The sequence below is a fragment of the Cyclobacteriaceae bacterium genome, from assembly GCA_030584025.1.
GTDB lineage: Bacteria > Bacteroidota > Bacteroidia > Cytophagales > Cyclobacteriaceae > UBA2336.
The window spans coordinates 3,236,026-3,257,689 of record CP129487.1 but is presented as its reverse complement, the minus strand read 5'-3'; the positions used below and the strand labels follow the sequence as shown (position 1 = coordinate 3,257,689).

17 protein-coding genes are annotated in these 21,664 nt (G+C 43.5%); 8 read left to right on the top strand and 9 right to left on the bottom strand.

Annotated elements, in window-relative coordinates:
- Window positions 1-93 precede the first annotated feature (93 nt).
- A complete protein-coding gene (locus QY309_14655; GenBank protein WKZ59100.1) occupies window positions 94-543 on the top strand; it encodes a heme-binding domain-containing protein in 450 nt (149 codons plus the stop codon).
- Between the two features lie 119 nt (window positions 544-662).
- On the opposite strand, the gene QY309_14650 is transcribed toward QY309_14655, so the two are convergent.
- Window positions 663-2,462 (bottom strand): hypothetical protein, encoded by a 1,800-nt coding sequence (locus QY309_14650; GenBank protein ID WKZ59099.1) that lies wholly within the window; start codon window positions 2,460-2,462, stop codon window positions 663-665.
- 112 nt (window positions 2,463-2,574) lie between these two features.
- Window positions 2,575-5,142: a M14 family metallopeptidase gene (locus tag QY309_14645; GenBank protein WKZ59098.1), complete on the bottom strand. Its 2,568-nt coding sequence runs from the start codon at window positions 5,140-5,142 to the stop codon at window positions 2,575-2,577.
- A 210-nt stretch (window positions 5,143-5,352) separates the two neighbouring features.
- Here QY309_14645 and QY309_14640 point away from each other — a divergent pair, with 210 nt between their 5' ends.
- A complete protein-coding gene (locus QY309_14640) occupies window positions 5,353-8,706 on the top strand; it encodes a TonB-dependent receptor (protein WKZ59097.1) in 3,354 nt (1,117 codons plus the stop codon).
- An 87-nt stretch (window positions 8,707-8,793) separates the two neighbouring features.
- Window positions 8,794-10,224 carry a transporter substrate-binding domain-containing protein gene (locus QY309_14635; protein WKZ59096.1) on the top strand — a complete coding sequence of 477 codons (1,431 nt, stop codon included), beginning with the start codon at window positions 8,794-8,796 and terminating at the stop codon, window positions 10,222-10,224.
- Window positions 10,225-10,235: 11 nt separating this feature from the next.
- Here QY309_14635 and QY309_14630 read toward each other — a convergent pair whose 3' ends face one another.
- From QY309_14630 to QY309_14610, 5 genes are all read right to left on the bottom strand, one after another.
- Window positions 10,236-11,567 carry an NAD(P)/FAD-dependent oxidoreductase gene (locus QY309_14630; protein ID WKZ59095.1) on the bottom strand — a complete coding sequence of 444 codons (1,332 nt, stop codon included), beginning with the start codon at window positions 11,565-11,567 and terminating at the stop codon, window positions 10,236-10,238.
- Window positions 11,568-11,629: 62 nt separating this feature from the next.
- Complete coding sequence (gene kynU / locus QY309_14625; GenBank protein ID WKZ59094.1) at window positions 11,630-12,901, bottom strand: kynureninase; 1,272 nt, start codon at window positions 12,899-12,901, stop codon at window positions 11,630-11,632.
- A complete protein-coding gene (locus QY309_14620; GenBank protein ID WKZ59093.1) occupies window positions 12,898-13,314 on the bottom strand; it encodes a putative toxin-antitoxin system toxin component, PIN family in 417 nt (138 codons plus the stop codon). The genes kynU and QY309_14620 overlap by 4 nt, the downstream gene beginning before the upstream one ends.
- Window positions 13,307-13,525 (bottom strand): hypothetical protein, encoded by a 219-nt coding sequence (locus QY309_14615; protein WKZ59092.1) that lies wholly within the window; start codon window positions 13,523-13,525, stop codon window positions 13,307-13,309. Before QY309_14615 ends, QY309_14620 begins: the two co-directional genes overlap by 8 nt.
- 42 nt (window positions 13,526-13,567) lie before the next feature.
- Window positions 13,568-14,098: a 3-hydroxyanthranilate 3,4-dioxygenase gene (locus QY309_14610; GenBank protein ID WKZ59091.1), complete on the bottom strand. Its 531-nt coding sequence runs from the start codon at window positions 14,096-14,098 to the stop codon at window positions 13,568-13,570.
- A gap of 87 nt (window positions 14,099-14,185) precedes the next feature.
- Between QY309_14610 and QY309_14605 the strand changes: the two genes are divergently transcribed.
- The 4 genes from QY309_14605 to QY309_14590 are packed head-to-tail and all read left to right on the top strand — an operon-like array spanning window position 14,186 to window position 19,245.
- Window positions 14,186-14,971, top strand: coding sequence for an SDR family oxidoreductase (locus tag QY309_14605; protein WKZ59090.1), 786 nt, complete (start codon window positions 14,186-14,188; stop codon window positions 14,969-14,971).
- A gap of 8 nt (window positions 14,972-14,979) precedes the next feature.
- A complete protein-coding gene (locus QY309_14600; protein WKZ59089.1) occupies window positions 14,980-17,055 on the top strand; it encodes an OmpA family protein in 2,076 nt (691 codons plus the stop codon).
- 2 nt (window positions 17,056-17,057) lie between these two features.
- Window positions 17,058-18,500, top strand: coding sequence for an aldehyde dehydrogenase (locus QY309_14595; protein ID WKZ59088.1), 1,443 nt, complete (start codon window positions 17,058-17,060; stop codon window positions 18,498-18,500).
- A 10-nt stretch (window positions 18,501-18,510) separates the two neighbouring features.
- Window positions 18,511-19,245: a hypothetical protein gene (locus QY309_14590; GenBank protein ID WKZ59087.1), complete on the top strand. Its 735-nt coding sequence runs from the start codon at window positions 18,511-18,513 to the stop codon at window positions 19,243-19,245.
- Between the two features lies 1 nt (window position 19,246).
- Here QY309_14590 and QY309_14585 read toward each other — a convergent pair whose 3' ends face one another.
- Entirely contained in the window at window positions 19,247-19,993 is a 747-nt protein-coding gene (locus QY309_14585) for a hypothetical protein (protein ID WKZ59086.1), read from the bottom strand.
- A 48-nt stretch (window positions 19,994-20,041) separates the two neighbouring features.
- Here QY309_14585 and pnuC point away from each other — a divergent pair, with 48 nt between their 5' ends.
- Entirely contained in the window at window positions 20,042-20,710 is a 669-nt protein-coding gene (pnuC, locus tag QY309_14580) for a nicotinamide riboside transporter PnuC (GenBank protein ID WKZ59085.1), read from the top strand.
- Here the strand turns inward: pnuC and QY309_14575 are convergent.
- A complete protein-coding gene (locus tag QY309_14575; GenBank protein WKZ59084.1) occupies window positions 20,707-21,648 on the bottom strand; it encodes a type IX secretion system membrane protein PorP/SprF in 942 nt (313 codons plus the stop codon). The two genes, pnuC and QY309_14575, sit on opposite strands and share 4 nt — an antisense overlap.
- Window positions 21,649-21,664: the final 16 nt, after the last annotated feature.

The following is a 21,664-nucleotide window of genomic DNA, read 5'->3' as shown; positions in this document are numbered from 1 at the left end:
GTTATGGTTTCAGGATAAGCAAGAAACAAGTTAACGGGTACATAGGAAAAGCGCAAGCAACGCACTATCTTTAAATGAGTAAAGCCGGTAATTATGACGAAACGAATTGTAATCGGAGTAGTACTGCTGATCATCGTCATCCAGTTGCTCCAGCCAACTAAAAATAAATCGGAAGGAATTTCTGAAAACGACATCTCGCATGTTTACGCCTTGCCCGATGGCTTGCATGACATGTTGATGCAGAAGTGTTACGATTGCCACAGCAACAATACGCGTTATCCGTGGTACGTACATATTCAGCCGATAGGCTGGTGGCTGGCATCGCATGTAAAGGAAGGTAAGGAGCATTTGGATTTTTCGGAATTCAAAACATATGAAAAGCGAAAAGCCGATCACAAACTGGAGGAACTGGTAGAAGTGTTGGAAGCAGGAGAGATGCCGCTCAAAAGTTATCTGCTTATGCATGGTGACGCAAAGGTTACAGCCGAGGAAACACAGATGATTAAAACATGGGTGAAGTCGTTAGGTGTTGCGGTTGAGTGAAATTCTTAGCGAATTACTTGGCGTGCTTAGTGCCCCTACCAGTAAATGGTTGAGTTCTTTAAGTGCATAATCTTATGATAATTTAGGAAGTATATCCTAAGCTCCATAGGAGCGACATCTTAGTTGTACTGAATAAACTCCGGTGCCTTAGCAAAGCCAGAGCTGAATTTGATTCGCAAATTCGATGACAGCGAAATGCGGAAATGCGATAAGTCTTCCGTTACCCGTGGGAAGTAAAACAGCTTAAGTTCAATTGTTCCGAATACCAGGTTTTCATTTCGCGTGCGAAGTCCTGCGCCAATAGCGCCAAATGCTTTTTGTCGGAAAAGGGGCTTGTCTTTAGGTGCGATGATCGACATCTCCGCAAAGGTTAAAGGCGCGAATCGAAATCCTAAAATGGAAAGTGGTGTAAACACAACTGTTTGACTGTACAGCGAAAGTCGATTGGTGCCCAATAAACTATCTGCTCGAAAACCATCCAATCCAAAATCACTACGAATGGTGAGCGGTGTATTGATCTGCTGGTTTAAGATGGAAGTATAGCTGATTCGTAAATATTGTCTGATTTTTAATTGCTTGTATTCGATTAATCGGCTAAACAACGAAGCTGATGCGAGCAATGTGACATCTTCCAGGTTTCCGTTTCCTAAGAAGCCCTCGGCTTGCAATTTGTACTCGTGAAAATCTCCGTTTCTTCGAACCAATGTTTTGTCAAACTCTGCCCCTACGTAAGGGCGGATTAATTTGAATTGACGAACACTACCACCAGTTAATGTCAGGTATTTTCCGTACGGCACATCTTCTGTTCGGCCAAAGCCATATATATATCGCGATTTGTAAAAATTCTGATTGAAGAAAGTAATCGATCCCATTACAAACGCGCGATCGTTGTAAAGCGGATTCTCTTCTTCAATTGTTTGTGTGGGTTGTTTGGTGAAGTGTTGGCGTGAATAACGAAGCGCAACGAAGTGTCGGTTTCGGTTGGTGGTGCGGTTGTTGATTCCAATGTTGTAGCCAACCCACGCATCCTGAACGTTGTAGGCATAGTTTCGGAATGTGGTGTCGGCTTTTTGAAATGTGTTCACCGACCAGTTACGACTAAGTTCAATGCCACCAGCCATACGGGTATAAGGTGAAACCAGCGGCCGGTCGAGCCGGAGAAGAAAAGCATATTCATCCTCAAAACCGAGACTTGAGCCGTTATTGATTTGGGTGTATGACACTGTTGCATTAATTAAACTTCCATGGATGCTATTCTTGGCATAGAGAAACTGATAGCCAAACTGAGGTGAACGTTCAGCGTTGAATATTCCATTGAGTTGAACGCGTTGTCCCCGGCCATCAACGTTTACATCATATATTCCATAGCGATAAGAATCAAATGAACGTGGTGAGAAACTTCCGCCCAATCCGAATACGTCACGCGTAACTATATATAAGTCAACGGAATCAGAACTGCCATTGGCCGGTTGTGCCAGTATACGGGCATCAAGAATAAAATCAAGATCGCGGAGGTAGCGTTCATTATCAGCAACCTTATATGGATTTAAGGGTTGGTTACGATAAACAAATAAATTATTGCGGATGGTTTTTTCACGGGTGGTCTGGTGCAAGCTATTGGCAAACCTTCCAATGCGGTGTTTGAATTTCCGACTGGCCGTGTCGTAAATGCTGCGTTCAAAACCTATGTGATCGATAATGATGTTGCGAATGATTTTTCCTTCAAACGGCAGAAAGGGCTCCTCACTTTTCTTTTGTTGCGTAGTATCCTGCGAGGTGGTAATACTGCTAATGGCTTTTTGCCGGATGTCCTCCAGCCGTTCCTTTGCTGTTTTTCGTCCGTTCTTTTCCTGCCCATACGTGAGGGTAGGGAGAATGAATGATAGACAAAGCCCGATAATCAGTCTGCGCGGCCACATGGTTTGCAAACTGCATGGAATAGAAACGATTTGCAAGTGTGCTTGTTAGGATAAAAAAGATCGCGACCTAAAAAGACCGCGATCCAATTTGAAAGTTATGCGCTATAGAAATTTACCTGCTTGCTCCTGAACTGATGGTATGTCCGAAGAAAATCGCATTCATCAGCATTTTATTGCTGCCAAACCAGAACGCGCGGAAAGCCAGATTCTCCGTGAAGCCAATCACGCGACCTTGTCCTATTGATGAGCTTCCAACAAATGATGCATTTTTGAGCTTATCCAAACTTTCGCGGGTAATGTACCCGCTGATTAATGGATTTGCTGTGAAGGTTGCCGGATTTCCGAAGGCATTTTTTGAACGCTCCATAAACAACGCGCCACTCTTGAAAACCGGAATGCGTGAACTCGTGTATCCGTAAAACAACGGGTGTGTCAGGTCAGCTTGAATTTCAAAGATGGCTCCGCTGATGGATTGCGCCCCAGCAGTAAACGAAATGTCGGAATAGGGTTTCGGGTTGCCCGATTCATCTTTTGATTCGCTCTTCTTCATATCAAACTTGCCAAGTGCAACGCTGGTTAACCAGTTCAGTGCAGTTTTTTGTGCAACGATAACGCCACCTTTTTGTACCCACACTTTAAGTCTTTCTTTCGCACCATCACTCAAACTATTATACGAGCCGCTGGCCATGATGATGGTGTTGTACTTATCGTAATTGATGCGATCAAAATTATCCATCTGTACAAGACTTACCGGTATGTGAAAGCGGGTGTCCAGCACGTGCCAGATTTCACCGGCTTCAAGCGAGCTTACTCCATCCCCAACTACCAATGCAATTTTCGGTTCGCGAAGGGTTGAGAAGTTATTGCTACCCAAACTTGAGCCGGCATAATCTAACCCGGTGTTGAAGGCATACACATCAATCCCATCTTCGGTAGCGATTTCTTTAATGAGGTACTCCACCAGGTCCGTACTTTTTTCCTGAATGCCTAATGGTATCAGAATAGAGCCGGGCGCAAACTTCTTTCCATCGCTGTGGTGAAATTCATTATTGGCCACTTTTACACGAATACCTTTGCTTAACAAACGATACAAGGCACGCGGTGCATAGTAGCCGTAGGTTTCAAACACATAGGCATACTCGCTCTTGCCGCCAATAATTTTACCGAGCGGTTTTTTTGTGGCGTCAAACTTATCGCCCTGAAGGTTAGCGGGCGATGTTTTTACTTCGTCAAAATCCAAAGCAAAGGCAAGCGGAAGTGTCCAGCTCGAGATATCATAAAACAAACTATCCTGAAAGCGGGTACGCTTTTCAAACATCGATTTGATCAGCCGATATTGTTTTTGATTGAGCGGAACAATATAACTGCCATCGCTCTCGTAACGCTTGCCGTTAAGGGTTTGGCTGCTGCTTAGCTTGAACACATCAATGTCGTGGCGGGCAATAATTTCGGCCAGGTGGTGGCTTCTGTATTTATCCTGTCCTGATCCGAACACGTATGCCTTCACCGGATCTTTGGCGGCTTCGGCCATGTTATTTCGGAAAAATTCGCGCTGATAATTCAACAGATCTTCGCGCATGGCTTGTGCAGCCTGCAATGTGGAAAGGGCTGTGGTAAACTGATTGCGTACAGTGAACGGAAATGTAAGTACACCGTGAACACTTTCCTGTGCATGCCCGCGTGAGCTGGCTTGTTCGAACAGAATACCGATGGCACCCTGCACATCCGGGAAGGTTGAACCTTTTCCATAGTAAAAATCATCGAAGCCTTCCTGCGTGTAATACAAGGAACCGATTTTGTCGAGTGCTTTGGCATGGAACTCACCAATTCTTCGGGTTAGCTGGAGGTTTTTCTCCGGAGTAAGCGGATGGTTTCTTGAGGGCACGCCCGGCTGGAAAAAGAACGTGGCGTTCGTTCCCATTTCGTGATGATCGGTGAGAATGGTAGGTTTCCAGGCGTGAAAGCTTTTTGCCCGTGCCTGGCTTTCCGGAAGCTGTGCCACCAGCCAGTCGCGGTTCAGGTCGAACCAGTAGTGGTTTGATCGCCCGCCCGGCCAGGCTTCATTGTGTTCATGATCATGGGGGTCGGCAGAGATTTGCATGCCCCGCCTGGAGTTTACCCAGCTAGAAAAGCGGTGCAGGCCATCGGGGTTAAAACTGGGGTCGAACAAAATCACCACTTCATCCAGCAGCCTTTCAATTTCAGGCCCTTGCGCTGCAGCCAGGTGGTAGATTACCGCGAGCGATGCATTGCTGCCACTGGCCTCATTCCCGTGAATGCTAAAACCCATGTACACCACATTGGGCATTGTTTTCGTGTCCAGGCTGGCCGAAGCCGAGGGGTCGGTTAGCTGCACATGTTGCTTACGAATTTCCTCAATCCGTGCATGGTTTTTTGGTGAGGTAACCGTTAGCAAAAGCAGTGGCCGGGTTTCATACGTACGTCCGGTTTCCTGAAGGGTGATCCGGTCGGAGGCATTGGCCACAGCATACATGTAGTTTACCAGTCGGTCGTGGCTGATGTGCCATTCGCCTACTTCATGCCCGATGATGGATTTTGGGGTGGGTATTGCCGGATTATAGGTTACGCCATCAGGCAGGTAGTACGACAGGTCGGGTTGGGCTGCCACCGATTGCACGAAAAGGATAACGAGGGTTAGCGGGAAAAGCAGATTTTTCATAGTGTTTTAGCGTTCAGGATATGACCTTAAAGAGAGCGAACAAGCCCTTTTTAAGCAAACCTTTTACTGATATTTTGACAAGTGGTGAAAGTCAGGTTGTTAATTAATTGTGAACAAATTTGTGGAAAGAATTAAAGGGTAATTAAACCCATATCCGGTAAATCGGGATATTTTTGTTGCCTTATACTAAACAACTAAAAACCATAATTTATGAAGAGAATTTTACTACTCTTTACCCTTTTGCTGGTGGCCTTTGCAGGGGCTTTGGCACAGGGGGTTACCACCTCAACGATGAGTGGTACGGTTAAAGACCAAAAAGGTGATGCCGTTCCCGGTGCAAATATCGTGGCCACGCATGAACCTTCGGGGACAACTTATGGATCTGTGTCTCTCGCAGATGGAAGATTTAATATTCCCAACATGCGTGTAGGTGGGCCGTACAAGGTTCGCGTTAGCTTTGTTGGCTATGGCGAACAAGTTTATGGCCAGATTTACCTAAAGCTTGGAGAGACTTATGTGTTAAGTGCAGCTCTTAGTGAAGAGGGCACTCAACTGGAAGAGGTTGTTGTGACAGGAACACAAGACAAACTAATGAACAGCGACAGAAATGGTGCAATCACTAGTGTAAGTACACGTGAAATCATGACGATGCCTACCATTTCACGAAGCATGAATGATATGATTCGTTTTACGCCTCAAGCCTCATCAAACAGCGAAGGCGCGATTGGTGGTGGTAACTATCGGCAAAATTACCTCACGATTGATGGATCGGATTTTAATAACACTTTTGGTATTGGTGGAAACCTACCCGCAAATGGTTCACCTATATCCTTGGATGCATTAGAAGAGATTTCTGTAAACATCACGCCCTACGATATCCGTCAAGCTAATTTCATTGGCAGTTCAATTAATGCCGTTACCCGCTCTGGTACAAATGAATTTTCTGGTTCAGCTTATACCTTCTGGAGAAATCAAAATCATCAAGGGAATGAAGTGGGTGACAATGCTCCATTAACACGGGCACCACTAAGCATTAAAACTTATGGTATTCGACTCGGTGGCCCGATCATTAAGAATAAGCTATTTTTCTTCTTCAATTATGAGCAAACAAATGAAACACGCCCAGGTCAATTGCAGGTAGCCGCAACATCCACAACCCCTGGCAATCCCGGTACATTTGACCCCGCGAATAATCCAAACGTATCTCGTCCTTTGGCGAGTGATTTGGATGAGATTAGACAATACCTCAGAGAAACCTACGGATATGAAACAGGCCCTTATCAAGGGTATGACAATGAAAGCAACTCGAATAAATTTACGGCCAGATTAGATTGGAACATTAACCAGAATCATCGTGTTAACGTGCGTTACAGTCAGGTAGAGAGCAAGCGGCCTTCATTCCCGAGCACATCAGTTTCTCAGTCTGGCCTTCCGAACCCTGTGCATAACAGGCAAAGCAATTTTGCCCTATTCTTTAAGAACGCGGGCTATTTTCAGGAAGCAAACTTTTATTCATTAGCAGTGGAGGCAAACTCATTGTTTGGTAAAGTAGCTAACACATTCCGGGCAACGTATACCCATCAAAATGACCCACGTAGTTCAGGTGGTGGTGTCTTTCCTTTCGTTGATATCCTGGATGGTTCTGGTTCTCTTTCTACATATACCTCATTTGGTTATGAGTTATTCACCTATGGCAATTTGCGTGATGTAAAGACTTACTCCATTGTTGATTACGCAACCTTGACTTCAGGTATCCATACTATAACTGCAGGCATTCAAGCGGATTTTCAAAAAACGAAAAACGGATTCCAACGTTTTGGAACTGGTTATTACGTATTCAATTCATGGGATGATTTTGTGAATGGTGAAAATCCAATCAATTATGCAATCACTTACTCTTTATCTCCTGGTTATGTACAGGCCTTCCCGAACATAGGTTATAACCAGTATTCCGTATATGCGCAGGATGAGATGGCGATCAATGACAAATTGAAGGTTACAGCGGGTATCCGCTTTGATTTACCTACTTTCCCTGAAGTTGATGGCATCAAAACCCATCCATTGGTGGAGCCACTAGACTTCAACGGTGGTCGCAAGATGGATTCTGGAGTACTTCCCAAAACAAGAGTTATGGCATCGCCTCGTATTGGTTTTAACTGGGATGTAAAAGGAGACCGTTCATTACAAGTTCGTGGTGGAACGGGTATCTTCACAGGTCGTGTTCCTACTGTATGGTTGGTAGCTCAATCAGGTGATGCTGGGTTGCTTCAGTTTACTCAAACCTGGTCTGGTCAGGCCAATACACCGGGGCCATTCTCACCGGATATCCGAGCGTATCTTCCCGCTAACCCTCCAGCCGCTGGAACAAGTATTCCTTCTGCTTTTAGCGCTATAGACCCCGACTTTAAATTTCCACAGGCGTGGAAAACCAGCATAGCCGTTGATAAGCAATTGCCTTATGGAATTGTAGCAACCTTGGAAGCAATTTTTACCAAAGATTTGAACACGGCCATTGGTGTAAATCCAAACATTAACGATGCGGATGCACAACCATTGAATGTTGCGGGATATCCGGATAATCGTTTGATTTATCCAACAGCCAATGTTGATAAGTTTAAATACAAATTGTCTGGAGGGCAGGCCAGTGAAGTGGCAGGTAGTGCATGGAACCCTATTATACTGAGCAATGGTGATCAAGGACATTACTATTCTATATCGGCTAAAATTGAAAAGCAATTTGACAAAGGATTTTCTGCTTTTGTTGCCTATACAAGAAGTGGAGCGAAAGTACTTTACGATGGAGGTGGCGACCAGTTAATTAACACTTGGCAGAATACACAGATTGCAACAGGTATTGCAAACAGACCCGATCTGAGCACTGCTGGATATGTTGTACCGGATCGCGTGATCGCATCAGTATCTTATCGTAAAGAATATTTGAAGAAACTCGCTACATCAGTTTCATTATTCTATGAAGGTTCTGTTGCTGGAAGATTCTCTTACACCTACAGTTCAGATTTTAACCGCGATGGTCAAACCAATGATTTGATTTATATTCCAAATGATCCTTCAGAGATTACGTTTACAGATCATAATTATGGAACAGCCGGAAATCCAAATGTTGTAACTGCTCAGGAGCAAAGCGACATTTTCTTCGCGTATATTGAGCAAGATAAATATTTAAGCAAGCACAAAGGGGAATATGCAACGCGAAATGGCGCCACTATGCCATGGAGAAATCAATTTGATTTCCGCTTAACACAAGATTTGTTCACAGATATCGGAGGTAGAAAGAATACATTGCAGTTTACTCTTGATATTTTCAACATTGGCAATTTGTTGAACCCTAAGTGGGGCATTTTTAAACAAGTGAATGCAGCGAATATTCTTGTTCCTACTAACATCACGTCTACTGGAGGAGCAGTAACACCAGGCGGAGCAGTTACTCCAACCTTTAGATTACAATCAAACGGAAGTGTACCTGTGTCTACTACCTTCAGGGATAACAACTCCATCACATCAACCTACTATATGCAGTTTGGTTTACGTTATATCTTCAATTGATTGAAGTAGCGTAGAATTTGAATAGAAGAGAGGCTCCCTTCGGGGCCTCTTTTTTTTTACCTGCATTATGCCTATTTTCAATCAGCTATGCAGCTGATCCAACGTACTGCGCTGGTTCTGTTTTTACTGGTTTTTACTTCTTCCTGCGAATATTTTTCCGGTAATAAAACAGCCACATCCCCTCCTTTTTCGCTTGATTTAAACGGAATCAAGGAGCGCGGCTATATTACCGCCCTTATCGACAATAACTCGTTCAGCTATTTTATTTACAAGGGCCGCTCCATGGGGTTTGAGTATGAATTACTCAAACGACTGGCGCAACATCTTGAGGTGGAACTCCGCATTCGCGTAACATCTGGAGTAGAGCGGGCGATGGAGCAACTAAACAAAGGTGAAGGCGATATTCTTGCTTTTCCGCTAACCATTACGAAAGGACGCACGGAGAAAGTGTTGTTTACTAGTCCGCAGTTTGATGCGTACCAGGTATTGGTTCAGCGTAAACCGGACAATTGGCGCCAACTCTCCCGAAGTAAATTGAATGAACAGTTGGTAAGACGGCCTACTCAATTGATCGGAAAAGAAGTATATGTAATGGCAAACTCCAGTTTTGCACAGCGCCTGAAGCATTTGTCGGAGGAGATAGGTGGAGAAATAATAATCCGTGAGGACAGCACCGATGCTGAAACTGAAAATTTAATTCGTGCCGTAGCTACAGGTGAAATTGAGTATACCGTAACCGATAACATTATTGCCCGTGTAAACGCTACGTATTATGATAACCTGGATGTGGAAACCATTCTTAGTCTGCCCCAGCAAATTGCATGGGCTGTTCGGCATAGCTCACCCGAATTGAAATCAGCAATTGACAGCTGGTTAGCCGAAATTAAAAAGCAGGCCACTTTTATGGTAATCTATAACCGGTATTTTAACAGTCCGCGTACAACCGTTATCAGGCTTACCAGTGATTACTCTTCATTAGGTGGGAATAAAATATCTGTTTACGATGAATTGATTCGGGAGGGCGCGGATGAATTGGGGTGGGATTGGCGCTTGCTGGCATCTGTTGTGTATCAGGAATCGCGCTTTAACCCTTCAGGTGAATCGTGGGCTGGAGCGAAAGGACTAATGCAACTAATGCCAGAAACTGCGAAACGTTTTGGGGTTACCGATCCGAATAATGCGCAACAAAGTTTGCGCGGAGGTGTGCGTTTTTTGAAATATCTCGATAAGTATTGGTCGAAAAGTATTTTGGATGATGACGAGCGTTTAAAGTTTGTGTTGGCTTCGTATAATGCCGGACTAACCCACATCATTGACGCACGTAAGTTGGCGGAGAAACATGGTGATGATCCAACATCGTGGATTGTCGTAGAATCATACCTGCTGAAAAAATCAGATCCAACCTATTACCGCGATCCGGTGGTTATGGCGGGCTATTGCAAATGCGAAGAGCCGGTAAATTATGTGAAAGCCATACTGAATCGCTATGAGGAATATAAATTGATGATTTCTTCCTGAGCGATGGCAGATCAAAGTTTACTCACAATGGCTTCCAGGTTCACCGATTCCCAGTTTACAAAAACTCCGGGCGACCTCATCACCTCATCCATGATGGCTTTTTGCTTTTTTCCTGTTTCCAACGCGTAGGAATAACGCAGGTCATCGCGGAAGGTAACCATTGTATATAAGGGAATCCATTTATCCGGATAGCGTTCGTGCAGTTTGGCTTCAATTTTTTTGCGGATGATGAAGTCTTCATCATTGACCAGGTCGCGCATTTCTACAAAATTGTCAAGTGCCAATTGCGCAATGGCATCGGCATCGGGCTTACGCAAATCCTGAAATACAGGTAGCACTTTTTTCCATTTATCACCATGCTCGTCCAGTAAATCATTCAACACGCGACAATCCTCAAAGCCAGCATTCATACCCTGTCCATAGAACGGAACAATGCCATGAGCGGCATCTCCGATTAATAACGTTTTGTTGCGAACCCATGGATAGCAACGAATTGTTACCAGGGAAGCTGTGGGATTATCGCGAAAATCTTCCTGAAGCGTTGGCATCATCGCATGCGCATCGGAGAAATATTTTTTAAAGAAATGCTCAATGTTTTCAGGTGAATCAAGCGCTTCGAAAGAATTGCGTCCTTCAAAAGGGAGGAACAGCGTGCATGTAAAGGTTTTATCTGGATTGGGTAAAGCAATCAACATGAAACTGTCGCGTGGCCAGATGTGCAAGGCGTTCGGTTCCATTAAAAAATTTCCATCATCACCAGCGGGAATGCGTAATTCTTTGTAGCCGTGCTCAATATAGGTTTGTTGATATTCAAACCGATCGGTGATTTGCATAGCCCCACGAACGGCAGAGAAGGCTCCATCAGAACCGATGATCACATCAAATGTTTTGCGTTTTACAGCTTCGTATTCTTGCAGGGTAAGCTCTGTTTTGCCGAAATCAACCTGAAGGCATCTGTGCTCGAAAAAGAATTCAACACCGTGTTTTTCAGCTTCGGTCATGAGCGCCATATTCAACCCGCCCCGCGAAACCGAATTAATAAACTGCCCTGCTTTACCATAGGGCAATAAATTGAGTTTACCCTGTTCATCGTGAATCATTCGCCCATGCATGGGTATGGCATTTTGCTTCAACACTTCGGCCAAACCCACCTGCTCCAATGCACGTATTCCCCTGTTACTCAACGCCAGGTTGATGGATCGGCCGCCTTCAATCAGGTGTTTACGCATATCCAACCTGCGTTCATAAACCGAAACCTTATATCCGCGCTTGGCCAGATAGATGGATAGCAGGGAGCCAACCAGTCCGGCTCCTACAATGGCGATGTGTTTGGTTTCTTTCATGGCAACTGAATCACAGCGGAATATAGATTTTCAACACAATAAAAAGACTGATAATTATCAGGTTAACGATGGATTGCTTTCTTAAAAATTTCAGCAAAGCGAAAAACCTCTTCAAATGTATTGTAAAGCGGCACAGGTGCAACACGAATTACGTTGGGTTCACGCCAATCGGCAATTACTCCAGCTTTGGTCAGCACATCGAACACCTTCTTTCCATTTTTTTTCATGAAGATGGAAAGCTGACAACCCCGCTCGTCAACATTTTTTGGGGTTAAAATTGTAAACATTGTTTCACGCGGATCGATTTCTTTCAGCAAGAACTCAAGATAACCGGTCAGGGCCACGCTTTTCTTACGCAGATTTTTGATACCTGCTTGTTGAAAAATTTCCAACGAAGCCAAATGTGCTGCCCCTTGCAAAATGGGAAAGTTAGAGAGTTGCCAGCCATCCACGCCTGGCATGGGAACAAATCCTTTTTTCATTTGAAAGCGTTCTGCTTCATTATGGCCCCACCAGCCAGCGAATCGAGGTAGTTGAAAATTTTTAGCATGGCGTTCGTGTACGAAAGCACCGGCCACACCACCCGGGCCTGAGTTCAAATATTTGTAACTGCACCATACGGCAAAGTCTGCTCCATCACGATGCAGGTTTAACGGTACATTGCCTACCGCATGTGCCAGGTCAAAGCCTGCATATGCACCGGCTTTATGTGCAGCTTCTGTAATTTTTTTGATGTTGAAAAACTGGCCCGTGTAATATTGAACACCACCAAAAATGACAAGCGCCAGTTGAGCGGCATGTGTTTCAATCGCGTGTACAATATCTTCGGTGCGCAACGTGTGTTCGCCTGTGCGTGGCTTCAGTTCAATCAGTGCCTCATCGGGATTTTGACTGTGCCATTTCAGTTGTGATTCAAACGCATATTGATCGGATGAAAACGCACCTGCTTCTGTAATAATCTTAAAGCGGTCTTTTGTTGGTCGATAGAACGAGACCATCATCAAATGAAGGTTGACGGTAAGTTGGTTCATGGCCACTACTTCCAGTGGTTTGGCCCCAACCACTTGTGCCAATGCTTTTTTGGTAAACTTATGATAGTATAACCAGGGCCTGTGAGCATGCACATGCCCTTCAACACCGAGTCTTGCCCAATCTAGAAGCTCTTCGTTAATAAATTTTTTGGTGGACTTGGGTTGAAGCCCTAATGAATTTCCGGTGAAGTAGATGGCTGGTTTTTTATTCACTTTTGGAAGAAGAAACTCATACCGGTATTTTTTTAATGGATCGGTACGATCAAGCTGACGCGCAAAGGATAGGGAGTTTATAAAATTCATGACCAATACGTATTCCAATATTTTTGAGGTGAAATAATAGTAGTATTATAGAATTTCTTTATAGGAAAATGCCTGGTGTTTCCTGTTATAAGAAAATCAGCTTTACCTGCGTAGGCCAGGTCAAGAAATTTATTGTCATCATAGTCGGGTAGTAGGTCAAATTGATGCTTGATAGCTGTTTGTTCTGCCAGTGATAAAATGTTTTCCATAGTAATTTTTGACTCCTCCTGAAAGAGTGGATACTTTTCGAATTTTTTGTATCCAATTACCTGTCGGTATTCGGTTTTAACTTCAATAGAAATTAGAAGTATAGCCTTAGTCGGAATAATTAATTCTCTGATGATATTGCGGGGATGGCCTGCACTTAAAAATGAGGAGATAATTACATTTGTATCAACAACAAGTCTATGCACCCTTTCTTACCTCATTAATGATTGTATCAATTTCTTTTTTAGATATTTTGGAAAGACCTGAGCTTTTAGCTGCCTGAGCTGTGCGATCAAATTGTTCTTGAAATAAAACAGTCCTTACTTTAGCCTCCAGTAACTCGAAATCAATTTCCTTCCCTTTGATTTTGTATTTTTTCTTACTGGATGACTTTATTCTTACTTTCAGCGCTTCCATAAATCTTCACACGTTTAGCAGTACAAGATAATAAATTTCCCCTCACACAAATCGTGGATCAGCTTCCATCACCGCGCCACATTTTTTGCACGTCCGTAATTCTTCCGATCCATAAAATTCGCGAAAGCGAGGAAGAAAATCTTTCTCAATATTGTCGAGATGAAAACGGTATTCGTGCAATTTGTTGTTACATTTCTCGCAGTACCACTGCAGGCCGTCCAATATATTTTCTTCCGGACGCTTACATTCAATCACCAGTCCAACCGAATTGGCCGGTCGTTCAGGGCGATGGGGTACACGTGCCGGAAGTAGAAACATTTCACCTTGTTTAATGGGAATATCCACCGGTTTACCGTCTTCCTGAATGCGCACATTGATATCGCCCTCAAGCTGGTAAAACAGTTCTTCCGTTTCGTTGAAGTGATAGTCTTTACGGGCATTTGGCCCGCCTACAATCATTACGATATAGTCGCCCGCATCGGCATACAAGTTTTTATTGCCTACGGGGGGCTTTAACAAGTCACGATTTTCGGTAATCCATTGGTTCAGGTTAAACGGTCTGCGAATAGGCATATTTTTAAAAATTAGTCGGTGATCAAATCAAGAATTGCTAATTTAAGAACAATTCAAGGTAGTTTTAAACTTCTTTTCTCAGCCCGTATGAATCTCGATTTAACCGGAAAGTATGCAGTAGTTTGTGGCAGTACACAAGGTATTGGAAAGGCTTCGGCCATGGAATTGGCTGCGCTTGGCGCTTCGGTTACACTGATGGCCAGGAATGAAGCGAAGTTGAAGCAAACCATGACAGAGTTACCGGTTTCGGGATCACAAAAGCACGGTTACTTGGTAGCAGATTTTTCAGATGCTGAGAATGTTAAGCAGGTTATCACCAGGCATGTTCAGTCGAATAAGGTTCATATTCTGGTGAACAATACGGGAGGGCCTCCCGGTGGCTTGGCGATCGATGCGAAGGAAGAAGAATTTATCAAAGCCTTTACCGCCCACCTCATTTGCAACCAGCTGCTGGTGCAGGCTGTGGTGCCAGGCATGAAAGAAGAAAAGTACGGCCGTATTATCAACATCATTTCAACTTCGGTAAAAATTCCCTTGAAGGGATTGGGGGTAAGCAATACCATTCGCGGGGCGGTAGCCAACTGGGCAAAAACACTTTCGGTAGAATTGGCACCATTTGGTATTACTGTAAATAATGTTTTGCCAGGAGCAACCCTAACAGGACGCCTTGAGGCCATTGTTCAGACTAAGGCAGAAAAAACCGGTAAATCTTTTGATGAGGTAATGAACGAAATGGTGAAAGAAATCCCTGCGGGACGTGTTGGCGATGCGCATGAGGTGGCAGCTGCAGTCGCATTCTTGGCCACGCCCGCAGCAGCATACATCAATGGCATCAATGTTCCGGTGGATGGCGGCCGCACCGGGTCTTTATAAAGTACACTATGAAGTATTTTCTTTTTATCGGATTCATGTTCACTTCTTCATGGGCTTCGGGTCAATTGACCGAGCTGGTGCATGAAGATTTTAAGGACAATCACCTGGGTTGGTACGAAGAAGCTGATGATAAACACAGCATTCGGGTAAAGAATGGGTACTATGAAATCGTGGCACCTGAAGGTGGGTGGATGACTTACATCTTTCCTTTTCTGGATGAATCGAAAGATTTTTCATTTGAAGCCACATTCACACAAACGGAAGGTAGCACCGATAATGGTTTTGGGTTTATCTGGGGCTATGACGCCACCACGAAGAAGATCAATAATTTTGTGGTATCAACGAATGGTTATGCTAAAGTGTATTCATCCGATGAAAGTCGTAAGGATGCAAAGGAGTGGAAACAAGTTGATGGTATAAAATCATTGGGGTTGCCCAACAAACTTAGGGTGGAGCAGCGCAAAGGTATCATGAAATTTTTCGTAAATGGTAAAGAAGAGTTTTCAATACCAAAGCTTCCCTGGTATAGTCATGCAATAGGATTTGTTGCCTACACCAACATGCGTTTATTGATCGATGATTTTTCATTGCGAAGCGATGTGCATGTTAATCTTCCGGCTGATTTTGCAAAAGGCATTAAAAAAATAAACCTGGGTGATGGTGTTAATTCTGCCTATGATGAAGTAACACCAAAAATTTCGGTGGATGGAAAATCGATTTTCTTTGCCCGCAAGCATGCACCAGAAAACCTGGGTGGTGTAGAAGATGCTTCCGATGTGTGGTATAGTACAACTACGGATGGTATTACCTGGTCGAAAAGCAAAAACATGAATTCGCCAGTTAATACAACCAGTGTAAACAACATAGCGTCCATTGGTCAGGACAATAACAGTATGCTGTTAGCTACCAACAACGATTTTGAAATTTTTGAACGAACCGCTGCCGGGTGGCGAAGTGCGGGAATGTTGGGTATTCGGTATGAAAATGAACACACCTACTTTGAAGCCTCACTTGCTGCCGATGGAAAGACCATGTTGTTTGCAGCGAAAAACAAAAAAAGTCTTTTTTATAATGAAGGCCGGGATGAGAAAGATCTTTTTGTTTCGGTAAAGCAAGGTAACGGGCAATGGAGTGACCCAATAAACCTGGGCCCAACCATTAACACCAGCGGCAATGAAGCCTCGCCTTTTTTGGCTGCAGATGGAAGAACCTTATATTTTGCATCTGAGGGACATCCGGGTTATGGCGGTTTGGATATTTTTATGAGCAAGCGGATTGGCGATTCATGGACAAGTTGGACAAAACCCGTTAACCTCGGCCCTGAAATCAATACGTTTGGATTTGATGCGTATTACACGGTACCTGCTTCAGGTGATGTAGCGTATTTGTGCACCTCATCTGGTGGTTATGGAAAATCGGATATTGTGCAAATTAAATTACCCCAATCCGTTAAGCCCGATCCTGTGGTGTTGGTGTTGGGTAAAGTGTTGAATGCAAAAACACGGAGACCTGTTCAGGCCGATATTATTTTTGAGAATCTCGTTTCGGGTAAAGAGGCAGGCGAGGCAATTTCTGATCCGGCAACCGGTGATTACCGGATTGCTCTGCCTTATGGTGTAAACTACGGACTGCATGCCCGGGCAAAAGGATATCTATCCGTAAATGAAAATCTGGAATTGGTGGATATAAAGAACTATACCGAGGTCAATAAAAACCTATTACTGGTTCCGATTGAAGTCGGTGAGGCTATACAGTTAAATAACGTATTCTTTGAACAAGGCCGACCGATTTTGAAATCGGAATCTTATCCTGAACTTGACCGGCTGGTAACGATTCTGAAAGACAATCCAACAATGGAAATTGAATTGAGTGGTCATACCGATAATGTGGGTAACCCGAACAGCTTAGTGGTTCTATCTCAATCACGTGTTGGAGCCGTTAAAGATTATCTGGTAAAGAATGGCATTGCTTCCTCGCGCATTACCGGTAAAGGCTATGGAGCAGCAAAGCCCATGGTAAAAAATGATAGTGAAGAACATCGGAGGATGAACCGGAGGGTGGAGTTTAAAGTGACGAAAAAATAGATATGGATAAAATCCTGAATTATATCAACGGTGAATTCGTTGAACCGCATTCAAAAATCTACTTAGAGAATTATAATCCTGCCGAAGGCAAACCCTACAGCCTGGTTCCTGATTCAGATGCACAGGATGTACAACTGGCAACGGAAGCTGCGCAACGAGCTTTTGGTGCATGGTCGGCTATGGCGGTTGAAAAACGTTCGGCTATTCTTCAAAAAATTGCCGACCTGATTGATCGCGACCTGGATGAACTGGCGCTTGCTGAAAGTACCGATCAGGGCAAACCGGTTAAGCTGGCTAAAGTGGTTGACATCCCGCGGGCTTCTGCCAACATGCGGTTCTTTGCAACGGGTGCGATTCATTTTGCTTCAGAAGCGCACGTAACCGGGCAGGAGGCCATCAATTATACTACACGTACTCCGGTTGGCGTAGTGGGTTGTATTTCTCCGTGGAATTTGCCGTTGTATTTATTCACCTGGAAAATTGCACCAGCATTGGCAGCAGGCTGCACGGTAGTGGCAAAACCTTCTGAGCTCACACCGATGACGGCTTTTCTATTTTCCAAACTGTGCATGGAGGCTGGATTGCCAAATGGCGTGTTGAATATTGTTCATGGCCTTGGCCAGAAAGCCGGTCAGGCTATTGTGGAGCATCCGGATATTTCTGCTATTTCATTTACAGGTGGAACCGTTACCGGAAAAAAAATAGCGGCTACTGCGGCACCCATGTTCAAAAAACTTTCACTTGAACTGGGTGGTAAAAATCCGAACATCATTTTTGCCGATTGTGATTTCGAACAGGCGTTGCATACGTCCATTCAATCTTCTTTTTCCAATCAGGGTGAAATCTGTTTGTGCGGTTCACGCATTTTTGTGGAGCGCAGTATTTTCAATCGCTTTGTGGAAGAATTTGTTTCGCGCACGAAAAAACTAACGGTGGGCGACCCGCAGGATGAACAAACCAAAGTAGGGGCCCTGGTTTCAGAAGCGCACATGAAAAAAGTGTTGAGCTATGTTGACCTGGCAAAGCAGGAGGGAGGAAACGTCTTAACGGGCGGAAAGCAGGTTAAATTAAGCGGACGTTGTGCCAATGGGTATTTCGTTGAGCCAACGGTAATCACCGCACTGGATGCTTTTTGCCGAACCAATCAGGAAGAAATTTTTGGCCCCGTAGTTACGATAATGCCTTTTGATGCTGAAGATGAAGTAATTGGTTACGCCAATAGCACGGGCTACGGTTTGTCGGCTACCATCTGGACAGAAAATTTAAAACGTGCTCACCGCGTTGCGGCACAGGTGAAGAGTGGCATTATCTGGGTGAACTGCTGGCTCTTCCGCGATTTACGCACACCGTTTGGCGGCATGAAGCAAAGTGGTGTGGGCCGTGAAGGAGGTTGGGAAGCGTTACGATTTTTTACGGAAGCGAAGAATGTGTGTGTGAAGATTTAATTTAGAGAGAATGTTCCGTGGATTATTGATTTTATTGCTTTTGTCTGGGTGTAGCCACTTAAATGAATCAGACCCAAAGGGTCATTGGGTTTCATTGGGTTATTTTACAAATAGTAGTTATCAGACACTAGATATCAATGACTCTGCGGTCATTATCAATAAATTGGGTCTATACACCGCTACTCTTGACTACTTTAATTCAGATAAAAATTACTTTGAGCTATTAGGTGGACACAATTCAATCTTTTTTCATGTGATTGGAGATACACTTCTTTTTGATGGTGCTGGACTTGGTGATTCATTGTTTGTAAGAGTAGAAGATAATTTCTATAAGTCTGATATTCTTTGTGATTTACATTTGTCTGTTGAATTGCCAATGGCTGAAGATGACTTCTACATTGAATTCACGAAAGATTCTATTGTCAGTTACATCTGTGTTGGAAAATTAAAATCTGGATTTCATTTGCTAACAAATGAAGGTAGAGTTGACTCATTTCGAATTCAGGTTAATGATACCTTTGTTAAAGTTGATGAATTAGACGACTTCATCAAAATGGAACGAACAAAAATTAATGAAATAGACAGGGATAAATTAGTGATTGCAATTTTTGCAGATAAGAATGTTGAATTGGACTATGTAAATTTAATTGTCGATACAATAAGAGAATTTTCTCCATCAACGACCGTTTACTTATCGTATTATAGCGACCATAATCAAAAGGTTCTGTTTAAGGAGATAAGTTGATTTAGTTCTTTTCAATTAATTCCTCATAATAATCTAATATTTTCAGAAAGTCTTCCTTGTCGGCAAAACTTAGTTTCCCCGCTTTGGCAAAGGTTTTTAATTCGGAATAGCGGGTACCGATCAATTCTTTTAACGTATTCTCTCCTACCAATTTTGATTTATTTTTACTCTTTGTTTCAAATGCAAATGATCGCGGAAGCTCTTCGTAGGTTATCAGCAAATAGGGATTGATGTCACCCTCCATATCAATCAAATATAGAATCTCGATTTGCTGTGCTACGGTTTTACTTACATAGGGATTGCTATTGGGATTTACTCCATACATGTTCAAAAATGAAGCGTAGAATGGGTCCCATGTCTGCTTGATCTTTAGCTGAAGTGGGTTTTCGGTTGAGATTACTGCGAAATTTTGCAACTCTTTTATAACTTCAAAGAACTGAGGTCGTTTTATCCCTTTCGCATCCTCTACTTCAAGCGAATAAAATTTTCTATCCTGATCACGGATGGCATCGAAATATTCAAATGTCAACACTGTTCGTGGAGTGAACACCTGGGCCCCTTTGCCGTCATCAAAGCCAAGTACACCGGATTTTGAATTGTATCGAACCACGCCCTTAATAGACTCGCCCGATGTTAGGGTAATTTTACCTTCACTCCACTCAATGTCATGCCCTAAAACCGTTATGTCTTGCGAAAATGATAATGCAGAGTAGCACAGATACAAAAAAGTCACGAATACTTTTTCCATGGGGGATCAAATTAAGGTATTAGATTGGGCTTCAATTTAGCATTTTGAATGATTTCATTTTTCGACATTAATAAAATCTTCTTCGAGCTTTGGGGTTACCAAATGAGCTATATCGAGTTCTTTGGAACCATGGCGGGTTTTGTAGCGGTTTTTTTGGCTTCGAGGACTAACATCTGGAGCTGGCCCATCGGGTTAATCAATGTTACCCTGTTCTTTTTCCTGTTTTACCAGGTGCAACTTTACCCGGATATGTTTTTGCAAGTGTTCTTTTTCGTGACCAACGTAATGGGTTGGTGGAGGTGGCTTCATCCGCAACCAGGTGAGGAGGATAAAAAAATGGAACTGAAGGTAAGTTATATGAAAAGACCACAATTGGTATTGCTATCCGTATCCGGCTTGGCAGCAACCTTTGTGGTTGGTTCTATGGCCAGCCGCTTACACGAGTGGTTTCCCATTGTATTCAATAAGCCCAGCGCTTTTCCCTACCTTGATTCTTTTGTTACCGTAATGAGTATCATCACTACTTTTTTAATGATTCAGAAAAAAGTAGAAAGCTGGGTGCTTTGGATTTTGATTGATGTTGTGGCTACGTACATGTATTTCGCCAAGGGAATAAAGTTTGTTGGCTTTGAATACCTGGTGTTTTGCTTTATTGCCGCGTATGGTTTATTGAACTGGATGCGGGAGCACAAAAGCTACGCACTTGCAGATCGTTAACGGTAATGGAAGTACGTTGGGCAGTTCAGGTTTTTATGTGCGGTTGTAACCTTGGCTCTGTAGTTTATCATAAACTCATGCGATCCATTTGAGAAACGGGCAATGTCCGAAGTCGTCCAGTCGTACGAATAAGCAAAGTGGAATTTTTCACTCAGCTTCAGGTCAATGAATGTGATGAAGGAATCACCACTACGCCACGAAACTCCCGTGCTGAGTATATCGTGAATAACCACGCCCAGGTTTATGTCCATACTTAGCGGTTGACCTTCCTGGGCGCGAAGTAGTATAGATGGATTTAGTTTAACAGTCTCTGCTCGATTGATTGGAAAAATTCCACCGCTTCGAAGAAAATAGTAGCGCGCTTCACGGATTTCAGCGGCAACACTCTCTAGATCTGCAGAAACTGCATTGTTCAATAAGAACGGAACAGAAAATCCAGCAAAGAAATTTTTACGGTTGTAGTAAATACCGGTTCCGAAATTTGGTTTAAACTCGTTAATGGGTAAAAAAGATGCATCGGTTGGATCTTGCAAATCCAGGTTACTGAAATCTACGCCCAGAAAATTAAACCCAGCCATCAACCCCATAGAAAGGGTAGCATGCTGCATGTTTATCCGATAGGAATAATAGCCGTACACATGCTCATTACCGTAACTTCCGATTTCATCATGGTTTACCAAAAGCCCAACCCCCATTTTTCCGTTCATCAAAGCGGTATGTCCGCTAAACGATACCGTACGTGGTGCCCCGGGAAAATTAACCCATTGATTTCGATACGTTGAAGTTAGGCTCAACTGTACGTGGCTCCCTGCAAAGGCGGGGTTGATTACCAACTCATTAAAATAGTATTGCGTGAATACCGGGTATTGTTGTGCTGATGCTTTTTGAGTGAAGCTCAGCACAACAACGGTACAAAAAATCGCAGCTAATATTCGCATAGGTCTTTTGATCAAG